General features: G+C 60.7%; 14 protein-coding genes. 6 read left to right on the forward strand and 8 right to left on the reverse strand.

Going from position 1 to position 15,046, the window contains the following annotated elements; genetic code table 11:
- Positions 1-19 precede the first annotated feature (19 nt).
- The 6 genes from D0901_RS02840 to D0901_RS02865 all read left to right on the forward strand — a co-directional run bounded on the left by D0901_RS02840 (position 20) and on the right by D0901_RS02865 (position 5,076).
- Positions 20-1,282, forward strand: a complete 1,263-nt coding sequence (locus tag D0901_RS02840; RefSeq protein ID WP_129138771.1) for a tyrosine-type recombinase/integrase — start codon at positions 20-22, stop codon at positions 1,280-1,282.
- An 85-nt stretch (positions 1,283-1,367) separates the two neighbouring features.
- Positions 1,368-1,895, forward strand: coding sequence for a hypothetical protein (locus D0901_RS02845; protein ID WP_129138772.1), 528 nt, complete (start codon positions 1,368-1,370; stop codon positions 1,893-1,895).
- A gap of 262 nt (positions 1,896-2,157) precedes the next feature.
- Complete coding sequence (locus D0901_RS02850; protein WP_129138773.1) at positions 2,158-3,042, forward strand: endonuclease; 885 nt, start codon at positions 2,158-2,160, stop codon at positions 3,040-3,042.
- Positions 3,043-3,125: 83 nt separating this feature from the next.
- A complete protein-coding gene (locus D0901_RS02855) occupies positions 3,126-3,353 on the forward strand; it encodes a DUF1654 domain-containing protein (protein WP_129138774.1) in 228 nt (75 codons plus the stop codon).
- A complete protein-coding gene (locus D0901_RS02860; protein WP_129138775.1) occupies positions 3,350-3,796 on the forward strand; it encodes a LexA family protein in 447 nt (148 codons plus the stop codon). The genes D0901_RS02855 and D0901_RS02860 overlap by 4 nt, the downstream gene beginning before the upstream one ends.
- Entirely contained in the window at positions 3,793-5,076 is a 1,284-nt protein-coding gene (locus tag D0901_RS02865) for a Y-family DNA polymerase (protein ID WP_325051823.1), read from the forward strand. The genes D0901_RS02860 and D0901_RS02865 overlap by 4 nt, the downstream gene beginning before the upstream one ends.
- On the opposite strand, the gene D0901_RS02870 is transcribed toward D0901_RS02865, so the two are convergent.
- The 8 genes from D0901_RS02870 to D0901_RS02905 form a co-directional block, all read right to left on the reverse strand.
- Positions 5,077-5,559: a DUF4124 domain-containing protein gene (locus D0901_RS02870; RefSeq protein ID WP_162500803.1), complete on the reverse strand. Its 483-nt coding sequence runs from the start codon at positions 5,557-5,559 to the stop codon at positions 5,077-5,079.
- Positions 5,560-5,718: 159 nt separating this feature from the next.
- Positions 5,719-5,913, reverse strand: coding sequence for a hypothetical protein (locus D0901_RS02875; RefSeq protein WP_129138777.1), 195 nt, complete (start codon positions 5,911-5,913; stop codon positions 5,719-5,721).
- Positions 5,888-6,298, reverse strand: a complete 411-nt coding sequence (locus D0901_RS02880) for a hypothetical protein (RefSeq protein WP_129138778.1) — start codon at positions 6,296-6,298, stop codon at positions 5,888-5,890. Before D0901_RS02880 ends, D0901_RS02875 begins: the two co-directional genes overlap by 26 nt.
- 441 nt (positions 6,299-6,739) lie before the next feature.
- On the reverse strand, positions 6,740-7,378 hold the full coding sequence (locus D0901_RS02885; RefSeq protein ID WP_129138779.1) for a hypothetical protein: 639 nt from the start codon (positions 7,376-7,378) through the stop codon (positions 6,740-6,742).
- A complete protein-coding gene (locus D0901_RS02890) occupies positions 7,375-8,352 on the reverse strand; it encodes a hypothetical protein (protein WP_129138780.1) in 978 nt (325 codons plus the stop codon). The genes D0901_RS02885 and D0901_RS02890 overlap by 4 nt, the downstream gene beginning before the upstream one ends.
- The gene (locus tag D0901_RS02895; RefSeq protein WP_129138781.1) at positions 8,349-9,095 is read right to left on the reverse strand and encodes a hypothetical protein; all 747 of its coding nucleotides are present in this window, start codon (positions 9,093-9,095) and stop codon (positions 8,349-8,351) included. The genes D0901_RS02890 and D0901_RS02895 overlap by 4 nt, the downstream gene beginning before the upstream one ends.
- Entirely contained in the window at positions 9,092-10,024 is a 933-nt protein-coding gene (locus D0901_RS02900) for a hypothetical protein (protein ID WP_129138782.1), read from the reverse strand. Before D0901_RS02900 ends, D0901_RS02895 begins: the two co-directional genes overlap by 4 nt.
- Positions 10,021-14,991: a hypothetical protein gene (locus D0901_RS02905; RefSeq protein WP_129138783.1), complete on the reverse strand. Its 4,971-nt coding sequence runs from the start codon at positions 14,989-14,991 to the stop codon at positions 10,021-10,023. Before D0901_RS02905 ends, D0901_RS02900 begins: the two co-directional genes overlap by 4 nt.
- Between the last annotated feature and the right edge of the window lie 55 nt (positions 14,992-15,046).

Below are 15,046 nucleotides of genomic sequence, written 5' to 3' on the forward strand. Positions count from 1 at the left end.
GCGTTGGGGAACGCACGTCATGAAACGATCACAGATCAAGCGGCGGCCGCTGGCCGACACCGTGCTGGCTTCGCTTGAGCCGGAGAACACCGACTACCGTGAGTTGGACGGCAACGGCCTCTACTTCCGGGTGCGCAAGAATGGCTCCAAGTCCTGGAACCTCCGCTATAAGCGCCCGAACGGCAAGTGGGCCTGGCTCGGGCTGGGCGGATTCCCGGCCGTCTCGGGGAAGGCTGCGCGGAAGGAAGCTCAGCGACTGAGCGGTATGGCCGCCGATGGCATCGACCTGGCGGTGTACAGGCAGGGTCTACAAGAGCAGCACCTTTTCGAGGCGGCCGCCGAGGACTGGTACCAGGCGAAGCTGGCCGCCGGCCGGGCCTACGGCACGACTCGGCAGATGCGTCTCTATCTGGACAGCGACATCCTTCCAGCGATCGGCAAGAAGGCACTCGGCGCGGTGACCCGGGCCGACTGCACGAAGATCCAGGAAGGCCTGGAGAAACGCGGAGCGCACAACGTCGCGAAGAAGACCCGCTCGTGGATCAATCAGATCTTCTCGCGCGCGATCGCCCAGGGTAAGTGCGACCTCAATCCGGCTTCCGAGTTGCGCCACATCGCCGCCGAGGCACCGAAGACGACCCACTACCCTCACCTGCTCGAGCCCGACCTCCCCAAGTTCATCCAGGCGTTGCGCGGATCCAACAGTCGGGTCATCTCCCGCATCGCTGTCTGGATGGTCCTGCGCACCGCGTCGCGACCGGGCATGGTCCGCCTCGCCGAGTGGTCGGAATTCGACCTCGATGAAGCGCTGTGGTCCATCCCCGCCGAGAAGATGAAGATGCGGCGTGACCATCTGGTGCCGCTCTCAAGCCAGAACGTGGAGGACTTGCGCCAGTTGCACGAGATCACCGGCCGTTGCCGATGGGTATTCCCCGGCAACGGGCCGAAGAATCCGACGCTGAGCGAGAACACCATCAACAAGGTGATCGCTATGGTCGGGTACAAGGGAAAGCTCGTCGGCCACGGTTCACGCCACACCGCGTCGACGCTCTTGCGTGAGCATGGCTGGCACCGAGACCTCGTCGAGGCCCAGCTGGCTCACAAGGAACACGGCGTCGCCGGGGTCTACAACCAAGCCTCCTACCTTGGGAAGCGTCGGAAGATGATGCAGTGGTACAGCGACTACCTCGATGCACTTGAGCAAGGCATGGTCTCTGAAAAGAGTGAGTGGTTTGCGAATAAAGTGATTGGTCTTGCTCTATCGCACGACACCGTCTCCTAGAAAGGCGAGCTATCTCGAGTGCGCCCAAGACTAGAACCAAGGAATTCTTCTACGACCCCTAGACTCAGAAAACTCGTGAGAAACTATGGATTTTCTAAAGACAATTCTAGCTGTATTGGTTAGCTCTTACTTAACCATGATGTTTGCAATGACTCGTTTCCGAAGTGAGCGCATATGGGAACGAAGGGCAGACGCGTACTCCAAAACAATACGATGTCTACACCGCCACAAAGACTATGCCGAAAATTATATAGATCATTTATCTGAGCACCAGAGTGACTATTTAGACGGCAAAATCCGAAAACTATCTCTCCAAAGCCAAAAGGCTACTAGCGAAACCAGGGAAGCCCTAGAAATCAATTACTTCTTTTTAAGCTCCGACGCAATCAGCGTTATCAATAAATTCTTGGCCGGCCCCAACTTTCCTCCGGGGTACGAAGAATATATGGATCAAGAAGAGATTGCCACGCAGTACCTAGAACTAGCAGAAGAAAGCATAAGCAACCTACACACAATTGCTCGTCGCGAGCTTGGTGATAAAGAACCAATTTTTAGCAAGATTATAAGGCATAGCAGCATTATCAAGGCAAAGATCACACGTGGATTGAAATAAACAGCGCTGTTCATCTTCTGATGCGCATCGCTTTCATGCAATTCCACACTATTACTCAAATTCAGCCACGCCTATCCGGTCGCAACACTGCCAGTCTTGCGCCCTTGCTAAGCTAACCGGTTGTCACAGTTGAGAAAACCACTATTTCAGGGCGAGGCAGACACGACATATCCGACCCGCATGAAATCTGGCGCCACGCATAGGGTTTTACGGGTCCTGCGCTGGTACCATACCCGCCTTTTGCCTTGCCGAGCTGATACCCATGCGCCTACCTCTGATCGCCGCCCTCCTGATTGCCACCACCCTACCCGCTCTCGGTGGCCCGCCCTCGTCGTTCTCCGCCGCCAAGCGCATCGCAGAGGAGCAGATCTACTTCGATCAAAGCTCCAGCTTCTACTGCGGCTGCACGTTCGACTTCGAAGCCGGCCCCGATCTGTCCAGTTGCGGGTACCAGGTCCGCAAGCAGCCGAGGCGCGCCAGCCGCATCGAGTGGGAACACGTCATGCCGGCATACGATTTCGGGCGCCAGCGCCAGTGCTGGCAGGACGGCGGGCGTCGGAACTGCCGATCGACGGATCCAATCTTCCGCCAGGCAGAAGCCGACTTGGTCAACCTGGTACCGAGTGTCGGTGAGGTGAATGGGGATCGATCGAACATGCGGTATGGAATGGTGGCCAGCGCCGATGCATTCCAGTATGGCCAGTGCCAGGCCAAGGTCAGTTTCGATGAGCGCACCTTCGAACCACCGGCGGCCGTGCGCGGCGACGTGGCTCGGACGTACTGGTACATGCGTGACACATACGGCATAACCATCAGCAGACAACAGCAGAAGCTTTTCAAGGCTTGGGCCAAGCAGGATCCAGTAGACGAATGGGAGCTGCTGCGAAACCAGCGCATCGCGGCCATCCAGGGCGCCGGCAACCCTCACGTGACGGGCGATACCTCGGCGCCGGCCATCCCGCCAGCACCTGTAAAGCGCCGCGATCCTATCTTCGAGACCGCGAGGGATTCGTATAGCTGCGCAACCCGCAAAACCTGCGGCGCGATGAGTTCGTGCGACGAGGCGCTCTATCACTTGCAGCAGTGCGGGAACGGTCGCCTCGATGGTGATGGCGACGGCACGCCCTGCGAATCGATCTGCCGTTGAACCTGTATTAGCATTTGCCTCTCGCTGGCTTGTTTGCTGATACTGTATAAATACACAGTATCTAGCGAACGGGGAACGTCACCATGTCCAATACCAGCTACGAGCGCCTGGGCCACCGCATCCAGCGCGCCGTGACCTCACCCGCCGCGGTGAGCCGGCGGCAAATCACTCTCGAGCGCCAGCCCGATGAATCCCAGGAAGATTGGGATCAGATACTCGACGAGATCGACACGAACGAGCACGTGGCCGTCACTCGTATAGACGACGATACAGCGAGCCTCCGCTGGAACCCGGCGGAGAGCGGAGCATGATTCATCTCGACGTTATCGGCCGGGTCGACGAGACCGCCGTCCCTCGCCTGCTACCGCTCGCTGCCGACGCCGTTCGTGCGGGTTTCCCGTCGCCGGCAGACGACTACATCGAGACCGAGCTCGATCTCGTCGAGCACCTGGTGCAACACCCCAGTAGCACGTTCTATGTGCGAGCCAAGGGGGACTCGATGGTGCGCGACGGGATCTACGACGGCGATTTGCTGATCGTCGATCGCTCGCTCGAGCCCCGGGACGGAGATGTGTTGGTCATCGCCGTCGACGGTGAGCTGACGTGCAAGCGGCTCGGCACGATCGGCAATCGCCCCTACCTGATCCCCGGCAACCCAAATTACCAGGCTATCCCGCTGACAGGGTCTGAATGCCATTACTGGGGGGTCGTCACTCACAACGTCCACGCACTGCGCCGCGGGGTAGGCCGATGAGCATCATCGGGCTGGTCGACTGCAACAACTTCTACGTGAGCTGCGAGCGCGTCTTCGACCCACGCCTCGAGGAACGCCCGGTCGGGGTATTGAGCAACAACGACGGCTGCGTGGTCGCGCGATCGCAGGAGATCAAAGACCTGGGCGTGGCGATGGGCACACCGGCCTTCCAGATCCCGCACCACGTGCGCCGACAATGCATCCTGCTGAGCAGCAACTACACGCTGTACGGCGACATGAGCCGCCGGGTCGTCGCCACCCTTCGCGATTTCACACCGGACGTCGAGGTCTACTCAATCGATGAGTCATTCCTGGGATTCGACGGCTTCGACTTGGACGGCCTGGAGGACCACTGTCAGAAGCTGCGCTACACCGTCCGGCGCAACACCGGCATCCCGGTGAGCGTCGGCCTGTCGACCTCCCGTACTCTCGCGAAAGTCGCCAACAGGATTGCGAAAAAGCAGGCCGTCTACGAGGGCGTCTGTCTGTTGGAGCCCGACGCCACGGTCACGCGTCACTTACTTGAGCGCATGCCAGTCACCGATCTCTGGGGCGTCGCCGCGCGCACCGCGATCCGGCTCGGCGAGCTGGGCATCCGCTCAGCGTGGGATCTGCGCCAGGCCAACCCCAAGCGGATCCGGAAGCATTTCAACGTGGTCATGGAACGCACGGTGTGGGAACTGCGCGGCGTCGACTGCATCGAGCTCGACGATATGAGCAAGCCCAAGGACAACATCATGACCTCACGGAGCTTCGGGCGGCTCACCGGCGACAAGGCCGATCTGCGAGAGGCGATCCGCGTCCACGCCAGCCGCGGCGCTGAGAAGCTGCGGCGCCAGGGCAGCGTCGCCCGGGCCATGATGGTGTTCCTGAAGACGAACAGGCACCGCGAGGACCTGCCGCAGTACAACCCGAGTCTGGTCGTGCCGCTGCCTCGCCCCACCGACGACAGCCGAATCATCGTGGCCACGGCCCTGCGCGCGCTCGATGCCATGTACCGCCGCGGGTATCTCTACATGAAAGGCGGGGTGATGATGCTGGACTTGGCGGACAAGGCGACGCTGCAGCACGACCTGTTCGACGATCCGCAGAGCGACGCCGAACGAGCGCGCAACGAGCGGCTGATGAGCGTCATCGACAAGATCAACCGCGAGCACGGCCGGGATGCGGTGAGCGTGGGGAAACCACGGGCGGGGAATGCATGGGCGCTGCGCTGCCAGCATCGGACGCCGCGCTATACCACCCGGTGGGATGAACTGCCAATCGCCATGCTGCGGTGATCAGTAGAGGACTTTGCTGACCTGGTTCAAACAGATCCGAGCCGCGTGATCAGGGTTTCGCCAGACCAGTCGCCGACAGATGCCATCGCGATCGACGTGGAAAGGGACACCGTAGACCAACCTCGCCTCGGCTTCTGACATTCCCTTGGTGATGCGACCACCGATGACTGCCCTGTTGATGCGATTCTCACGGGCGCGAGTCGCCTTCACGGCGGGCATGTTCTCGATGGCCTGATTCAGAGAATGTGCTCGGTAACGACCCAACTGCGTGAGAGGGTCGGCATTGTCCGGCTCCCCGCCGAGGATGGTGAGGCCGCCGATCTCGACGGGTTTTCTGGAGTCGCCACATGGGGCGTCCTGGAATACTGTCGTCCCGTTGATGGAGCAGCGATAGACATCGGCCGCCTGTGCCGGCAGCACTGCCGCCAGCGCCGCCGTCGCGACCATCCCCGCCAATGCCCCCGCAATGAGCCACCGCCGCATCTCGGCCTCCCACGATGAGAATTGATGGCGTCCTTGCCAGGGGATCCGTCCCCGATCCTGAACATAATGCATGTCATTTGACTGTAACCGGGGACGCCACAGGCGGCTGTAAGCCAGGGCTTACATGGCTGTAAGATAGTTACTTTACGTTACCAATCCTCAGGCAGGATTGACGAGCGTCTCGTCATCGTTGCGCACGTTGCCGACCCGGCGATCGACAGACCAGTGTGTCAGCGCATCGGCAGGCAGGTTCCCGACGGCGCCACGGGCGGGCTCGGTGATGATCGCACACCTTGGATAGCCTTCGGGGAGCGATTGAGCGACCACGCTACAAAATGAGGAAAGATGCAGCAAGGAATATACCTAAAATGTACAGAACTCCTCCAATCGCGGAAAGACGCTTGGCGCGTCTAATCACCTCGAAGTACCTTTCAATAATAGCTTCTGGATACTTCAGGTCGTAGGATGTCATTTTTGGTATCATCATATAAACCCCCATAATCATGGCGGTTAAAAAAAGTGCGACTGGAGTCAAGGCCCACAATGAAAAATCGCCATCCCCAGATGATTTTCTGATGTCTAGCAAGCTCAAGTATATCGGGATTGATGTCGAGGATATTAAAATAAGATATTTCACCAAGCTCTCTCTGGTTTCGACCGCCTTTTCTAGAATTGCTTTTGCAAAACTAACAATAATGTCATTCTGCACATCCTCCCTAACCCCGCTCCCCATTGCCATGACTCCCCCTCACATCGGAAAAATAAAAAGATGCTTTTTTATAGTTATCTAACAGCAAGCATTTGGCGGTGTTGACAACTAAATCTTATTAGCATTCTGTCTCGAAAGCTTCTGCTAGAAACCACAATGATTATCTTAGATAATTATCTCCGACTAGGTACGGGTAGCAATACGCCATCCTCGCACTTTGGACATGGGGCTGGACCCCTTGACCGTTTGAAAAGCATATCGCCTGTCAATAAGTAGGTGGTGTACCCGCAATGGGCGCATCTGTAGTAAGCCATGATCTCCTCCCAAGATTCATAATCACCGATTCTTGGAGATGCTGTTTAACAAAAAATAGACAAAAGACAAAAAAACTGCGGGCTAAATTAGCCACTCTATGGGTACTAGATTTTTAGTATTCATGGCTTTTTATTCAGACCCCATTATGGATATTAGTTAGTTTTCTAGGCTCTCCCACGTCACCGCCCGGGCCTCCTCGGGCGTCTCGGCGGCAGCGATCAGGTTCTCGCCCCGCTGCCGCCGGCCCATCAGCTCCAGCGCCTGCGAATACTGCTCTACCTTATTGAGCACTTTGGCGACCAGGTCGGCCATCGTCTCGCTGCCGTCCGGGCTGCGCCCAGCGAGAATGCCCGATAGCTTGGGCGTTGCCGGCGGATCGCCGCCGCTGCCGTCGTCGATCCACGCCTGGTAAGCCTTGGCCTCGGCTTCCTGGGCATTCCAGGTTTTTTGCTCGGTCTCCGGGTACCACTTGATCATCGGCTCGACGAGCGCGTTGTAATCGTCATTGAGCCTCGCCAGCGCCTCCTCGCGGGCCTGCTCGAGCTGCGCGGCACGCTCGGCGGCGGTGTAGTCGCGCACGTTCCACGCCTGCCGCCATACCCCGTCCGCCCCCTGCTCCAAGCCGGCAGGCTCAACGACATCGCCGGCCGGCGGCTCGCTCTCGACGACATACGCGCGGGGCGGGTCGAGCCGAGCCAGTGTCTCGGCGGGCGGATTGCGCGGCAGGGGCACGCCGGTGGACTGGCTGATCTGGCGCGGGGATTCGAGTTCGTGGGTTTCGGTGTTGATGATCATTCGTAGTCGCCCCCAATGAAGCGGTGCACCCCTGATAGGAAACTGTATCCGCTATCTCCGGCGCTGACATCCCACTTGAGATTCAAATCAGAGTCGAACATCTTCAGCCCTGTATATGACGTCCAGTTTATCCAAATAAACAAATTGCCATCGCTATCAATCCGCGCGGTTGATGAAAGCGGATAGTTTGCAGGCATTGCAACAAGAGTGATTGTCGATAGGACGCTGAGCGATTGCCGGCTGAATTTTTCTAGGTATAGATTATTACCACTTCTGTACATTGCATAAACATACTGGCCATCTTTAGACGCCAGTATGTATGATAATAAATTGTTTTTTTTAGGGAAGGCGGTGATTGCCATCGATCCATTTCCCGTCGAAACATTCGCTGCGCTGCGCACCAATATTTCGCCGCCTAACGTCAAGGCAAACAGATAACCATTCTCAACGCAAATATCAAGAAAATCATCGGAGTTTGAAAACGAGGATAGCTGATTATTGCTAAGGTCTCTTCTAAACAAACCCCCGCCCGTGTAGCTTACAAAATAAATACTGCTATAATAGCCGTCTACGATGTAGTTATAAGGTACTGAATTGTACTGACTGCCAGAATTGCTGGATGTTTCGAGCGTTAGATGGTAGCTGCCGGAACCGACGAAAAAAGCATATTGACCACCGCTCGAAAGACCAATTTTCTTGCCTGTATTATAGTAGGCGCTAGAAAAAGTCGGACCAGAATTGACCTGGCTAAAATCATCAACCCTTACCGTCTTAACCTTTCCGTCATTGTCAATTGTCTTTATCAACGACTGGCTTGAATCATAGACTACACCAGCGACCCCTCCACTTCCGATATATTTGCTGTACAGAATATCGCCATTCCTTTTGTCCAGCGCGTACAAGTTGCCGCTTTGATCAGACAGTATAATCCGCTTGGGCTTCCCGCTTCCTAAGCCCATCAGCATCTCGATCATCGCTTAATCCCCACTGTTCCGCGCCAGTAACTGCCGGTGTACCAGAGCAAATACTGGGTCCAGTAGGCTCCGGCCTCGGGCACTTCACCGTCGTCCCAATAATTGCCGTTGGGCAGTTGGGTAAATGACAGACCGGCAGAGCCATTAGCCTGAACGATCACCAACATCGATCTGTCCGCCGGCGGATTGTTGAGATTGACCGTGCGCAGCGAGCTATTGCCCACGATCACGACCTGCGGGCCGTCTGACAGATCGACATCGACGGCCGTGGTGGCGTTTGCCGAGTAGGTGTCGTTGACGTCGAGGCTGTACTGCTCGAGCGCCATCGGTCCGCCGAAAGCGACGCTGGGGTCACCGCCATCGGCGCCGGGCTGCACGGTCAGCGCGCGACCCTCGTTGCCCGTCAGCGCCGGCAGCCCGGCGGCATCGCCCACGGTGGCGGCGATCGTGCGCGCGGCGCTCTCGCTCTCGCTAGCGGCAGTTGCCGAGTCCGCTGATGCCTGGGCGGCCTGTTGTGATTGATCCCGTGCCTCGGCCGCGGCCGTCGCGGATTCGCCGGCGGCGGTGACCTGGTTGCCAATCACCTCGATCTGCCCATCGATCCAGCCAAGGGCGGCGTTGGTCTGCTGCACCATGGGCGGCAGGGCCGCGACGAAGCGGTCGGCCTGGACGTCGAATTCCTCCTCGCCCTGGGCGCGGCGCGAGGGCGCCGCCGGGAGTTCGTCGATGCTAGGTGTCGTCATTCGTTGAGCCCTTCGATGTCGATACTGATCTCGGAAAAGATCCGGTTATCCAGAACCGGGGTGAAATCGCGGAAGTAGCCGTAGAGAATCGTCGAGCTGTACTGGATCGCCCCGATCCACACGAGCGCGGTCGATCGGTAGCCGGCGAGCATCTTCAGCACGGCATCGACGCGTTGCGTGTCGATGTCCACGTCTGCGCTGAGGATCTTCGAGAAGCCGCGCGGGACGATCTCCGGGCGGCCGAAGACGTCGCGCCCCTTGCGTGAGTAGTCGGTAATGCCCGGCTGGGCGCCCCACTTGAGGTGCCCGATCTTGCGTTGGGCGCCGATCACCACCAGCCCGCATGTCGCCGGAGCCCCTTCGCGGTCGATGCTGATCCGCAGCGTTGCCGAGCCGTAGCTCGGCAGGTCGTCGAGCACGAGATCGGTGTCGCGCTCGATCGGCTCGAAAAACCAGCTGTACCAGCTATCGATCCCCGCGCTGGAGATCAACGAGCGCCGCCGCGAATAGACCGTCCCCTCGTAGTCGTCGATGACCTCGACAGTGACCGCGTCGGCAACCAGACCGAAGAAGGCCACGCCGTTGATCACCGCCCCGGGCTGCACCTCCACCTGGATGCCGACGCCATCACCGACCGCCCACGGCTCGGCGGCCGTGGTCCCGGTACCGATCTTGCCGTCGAACATGGCCCAGCGATTGGTGGCCCCGACGCGCAGCCACTTGGGGGTCTTCGCGGTGGCCACGTCATCGACCGGATCGACGCCGGAAACCGCCACCGCCGCCTCGTAGACCGTGTGATTCGCCGGCACGTAGCAGCGATCACCCTTGGCGTAGGACGCGCCGCTGCTGTAGATCGGGTACTCAGACTCCGCGACGTTCGATGTCACCAGCCGCGTCTCGTCGACCGTTACCGGCCGTATGATCTTCATTGCACCGTCTCCACCAACTCGCGGACCTCGGGCAGCCCGTCGTAGTCCCAGCGGCGCAGGATCTGCGCCATCTTCGCCGCCGCCCGGCTGACGACCTCGAGGCGTTGCTCACTGCGCTCGGCCCGATCCGTCAGCGCCTGCAGCGCGCGGACGATGGCCTCGTCGTCACGGCGGGCCGCGCGGTCGTCCATGGCCATGGGCGGCAGGATCGCCGGTGGCAGGGCACCAGGTGCGGGCAGGTCCATGAGCTGCTGGGTCTCGAGCGCGTTGTAGATCCGCGACGGGCCGAGGTCGACATACTCCGGGCCCTGCTCGCCTACCAGGGCCCAGCCGCCGCCGTGCAGCCCGCCGGCGGCGTAGGCCGGCACACCCTCGGCGCGGCCGTAGCGCATCCAGTGCTCGTAAGGCGTCATGCCGGAGTCGCTGAACGCATCGACGACCTGGCCGATGGACGTCCACGACCGTTCGCCGGCGTCGCGTTCCTGCAGGTAGTCCAGATAGTTGGCGAGGTAGCGCGACTCGTTGAAGCGATTAGCGCTCTGCGCGGAGCCGGCGCCGCCGTCCGGGTCGTAGGTCGGTAGCACGCCCTCGTCACGCCCGTACCGCTGGTAGTGCTCATACGGCGTCATGCCCGCCTGCTCGATCGCCGCCAACACTTGCTCGACGGTCCAATCGCCGCGGCCACCCTGGTGCGACGCGTTGACTTGCGCGGTCTTGTTGGCGAGATACGCTGACGCGTTGAACCCGCTCTCGCCGACATCAGTGCCGTACTCCGGAAACAGATCGCTGAGCGTGCTGGCCATGCCGGCGGGGAGCGTGTCGATCAGGTCGGCGATCGAGTTCAGCGACGCATTCTGCGTGACCAGCTCGTTGAGCGAGTCGAGCAGGGTGTAGTTTGTGCGTTCCTGCTCGCGCAGTTGCCGCGCCGCGGTCTTGCCCACGTCGTCGGTGGCGTCGACGGAGTCCTCGAACTGGTCCTGCAGCCCGGCCACGCCGCTCGTCACGCCGGCATAGACCCGGGCGTAATCGAGCGCGGTCGATGCGTTCTGCTGATAGAGATCGAGATAGTCGCGCGCGGCGCTGGTGTAGTCGTCGATGACGCCTGCATCGCCGCCCCGGGCCCGCGCATAGAGCCGGTCGTACTGACGTTGCGCGGCATCCAGCGACGAGCCGATGGCCAGGTCGGACGTCGACAGCGAGTCGAGCAAGTCGCCCAGCGAGGTGATCGCGCGGTGCTCGTCCTCGAGCTGGGCCTGACGGGTCTCGGCGATGTCGTCGAGCGTCGATGACGACTCGTTGAAGATCGACAGCGCGTCGGAGACGCTGCCCACGATGCCGGACGTGTAAACGCCGGTGCGTGTCAACAGCGCCTCCCGCTCTCGCGCTGCCTCCTGCGCCGCTTCCCGCGCCGCCTCGGCCGCTTCCTGGGCCTTCGCTTCGTCCTGGAGCGACCAGATTCGCCGCTGCAGCGCGCGATTCGACTCGTCGAGACCTGCCAGCTCGCGCTCGCGCTGACGATTTAGCAGCTCGGTGTCCTTGCCCTGAGCCTTGAGCAGCTCGTTTTGCAACGACCAGCGCTCATTGCTGATAGCCTCGGCCGCTTCCTCGGCAGCGGTGCGCTGCTCGCTCATCGCATCCGTGTAGCTCTTGAGCGTCGGCGTCAGCTGGTAGATCGTCAGCAGCTGCTCACGACCGGCCTCGGTCATCGTGTCGATGCCGCCGACAAGATCGCGCACCGCCGCCGCGCTCTTGGGCACGGCATCGATACCCACCGAGGCGAGCTGCTCGGTCAGATCCGTGCGCAAATCGGCGAGCTGCTGCTCGTCGGTGGTCCAGGTGGCGTAATACTGCTGTTGCAGGGATTGCAGGTTGCCGAGACCACCGGCCATCTCGGCGAGCTTACCGGCGGCGGCCATGGCACCGACGGCTGTCTCGTCGAAACGCAGGTTGAGCCGGTCAGCCGCCTGCGACAGCGTCTGCATCGCCTGCGCCTGCGTCGCGAGCTGCTGGGCCGTGGCCACGATGTCGTCGCTGTCCGCCAGCGCGGCACGGGCATCGGCCATCGCCTGGGCGTTGTCGCCGACAGTGTCCTCAACGCTCTTGAGGTTGGTGGCGACGCCGACCAGTTCCTCGGATCCGCCCTCAAACGCCAGGATGGTATCCTCGAAGGCCAGGTTCAGCGGGTCGAGCGCGTCCTTGTAGCGCGACGTCAAGATCCTGACGACGTTCGAGGCATGCGAGGTCTCACCGTAGTGGCCTTGCATGCCGTGCCGATCCGGAGACATGACGGCGTCGGTCATCGCTTGGAGCTGCTCGGGGGTATCAGCCAGCGCGGCGAGGGCGTTGTCGAGCTGCGCCAGACCGTCGAACAGTTGCTGCGCCTGCTCGGGCGACCAGAGCGAGTTGATGTCGTGGGTGCCATCCTCGTCGAGACCCAGCGTCCCGAACGCACCGACTGAGCGCACCCCCTCGTCCCAGTTGGGCCGGTCGGCATACGCCTCCGCGGGCCGACGGCGCAGCGAGAGATCCAGCTCGGGCGGCGACGAGCCGAGCGCGGCGTCGATCACGCTGCCGGCTGCGGAGCCCAGAAACCCACCGACAGGGCCAGCGAAAAGCGTGCCAGCGGTACCAAGCACCGTTGAGCCAATATTGCTGTTGGCCTGTTTCCCGGTTAGCGACTCGCCGGCCTGGCTGCCGACGTAGTTGCCGAGCATGCCGGCACCCAGTGACGCAAGGCCTGTCAAACCGGAGAAATTGGACATGCTTCCGTTGGAAAGGAAGCCCTGATTCATGAAGCCCTGGCCGCTTTGCAAGCCACCAGTGGCTACTTGGCTGCCAAAACCGCTGGTATACGATGTCGGCGCACCGAACCAATTTACTGCACCGAAGCCGTCGGCGATGCCGCTGTAGACGTTTTTGCCCAGGCTGGCCAGATCACCCAGCCCGCCCATGCCACCACCGGCCTGCTGCGAAGATCTGCTCTCACCAGTTATGGCCGCTGAAATGCTCATCGTCAGCGGCTGAGTGATCAGCTTGTGAGCCACCTCGGCGACGGAATCGAGAACCAGATCCTCGAACTGATCCATCGCATCGCCGGTACCATCCAGGAAACCACGCCACATGGAAACGCCAGCGTCGTCCATGCGCTCGAGCGTGCGCTCCCAGATAACACCCATGGGGTCGGCGGCATCGGCGGCCTGCTGGGCGGCCGTTTCGACGTTCATGCCGTAGGCTTCGGCCCAATCACTGCCGCTTTGGAACTGCTGGTCGATCTTGTCGAGACCGTCCATGTAGCGCTGCTGGCTTATGTCGCCGCGCATGTAGGCGGTGGTCAGCAGGTCGATGGCCTGCTGGTATTCGCGCTGCGATTTCTGTGCCGGATAGAGCGTATCCAGCAGTGACTGCAGGCTGTTGTCGTATTCACCCGCGGTCTTCGCGGCCTCGTCCGTTGCGCTCCCCAAATCGCTGATGGTGCTGATCGTGTCGACGCTCTGCTCGTTGAGCTGCGACAGCCGCTCGCGCAGCTTGTCGGACGCCTGGCCGTTGGCGTCGAGTTCCTCCCGGACCTTCCTCAGGGTCTCGTAGGCCTCGCGGCGCTTCTCGGCGTCTTGGCCCAGCACCATGGAATTCCGGAACGGGCCGGGGTCGCTCGATGAGGCGTTGATCTCTTCGAGTTGCTGGCGAGCGGCGGCCGCTTGCTGCTCGAGCTGCACCATCTGCCCGGTCAGGTTTACCAGTTGCCCTTTGATCGCCGCCTCGCTGTTGAGGTTGATGGCGTTCGTCAGGTCGTTGACGCGCTGGGTCGCCCGCTCCGCCGGCGCCAGCATCTCGTCGAGTTCTTCGTGATAGGCGGCGATACCGGCTACGGCCAGCATGGCGACGCCCGCCGGGCCACCAACCAGTGAAAGCGCGCCAGTCAGGGCGCGGCCGGCGGCGGCGGTTGCGGCAATTCGCGCTTGGGTCACGACAAGCGCCTGGTTCAGCCGCCCAGCAGCGCCCGTGGCAATGTACATGCCCTCTGCGATATGGCCACCAGCCACTAGCCCACTCCTGCCGACAGAAAGCAGGCCGGGGCCGAGGCGGCGAGCCAGATACACGGTGGCTAGTGTCCCGACCGTGGTCATCAGAACGTCGAGAACTTCATCAGCGCCACCAATCTGATCGATCAGGGTGGTGAGGTTGTTAGTCGCACTCGTCAGTCCTGGCCCAAGATCAGCAATCAGGGTATTGGTTAGCCCGGTTGCGACACCCTCGAGCTGATTCATGGCCAGGGCGGCGTCCACGGCCTTGTCGATGTCTACCTGGTCCATCGCAACACCGAGCGATCGGGCCATACTGGCGTACTGCTTCAGCGCCTCGGCGTTGTTCTCGAGCAGCGGTTGTAGCAACACCGCGTCGTCGCCCAGTGATTCCAGGATGTTGACCTGCGAGTAGCGGTCCAACTGCTGCAGACCTTCGGCTATCTTGAGGATCGTTTCGTCAGGGCTCAACTTGATCAGGTCGGCGGCTTGGAGGTTCAGCGTTTCGAGCGCGTCGATCGCCTCGCCTCCGCCGTTGCGGTAGGCATCACCGATCTTGTCAGCGACATCCTTCATGATGCCGCCGATGTTTTCGGCATCCATTCCGACTGACTTGCTGGCGTACTGCCATTCCTGGAGGCGCTGAGTGCTGACACCGATCGACCTTGCCAGGGCGTCGGTCTGCTGGATCATCTTCGCCTGTTCAGCGAGATTCCCGACAGCAAACATTCCAGCCAAAGCAGCGCCGGCACCAAGGGCGATGTCCTTCAACGTGTCCAGGCTTTCGCCAGCATTATCTATATCATCGGACATTTGCCGCGACCGGCGGCTACTATCATCGAACCGGCGGTTCAGGTTCTGTAACTGATCGTCCGTTGCCTGAATTGCTCGAATCCCGCCCCTGGCGTCACCTTCGATGATCAGCGCTGTCCGATACTGCTTGGCCATGACTTACCTCACCCGATAGGCAATAAAAAACCCCGCCGTGGCGGGGTTCGATGTT

Source organism: Modicisalibacter coralii, assembly GCF_004117855.1.
In the GTDB taxonomy this organism is placed as follows: domain Bacteria; phylum Pseudomonadota; class Gammaproteobacteria; order Pseudomonadales; family Halomonadaceae; genus Modicisalibacter; species Modicisalibacter coralii.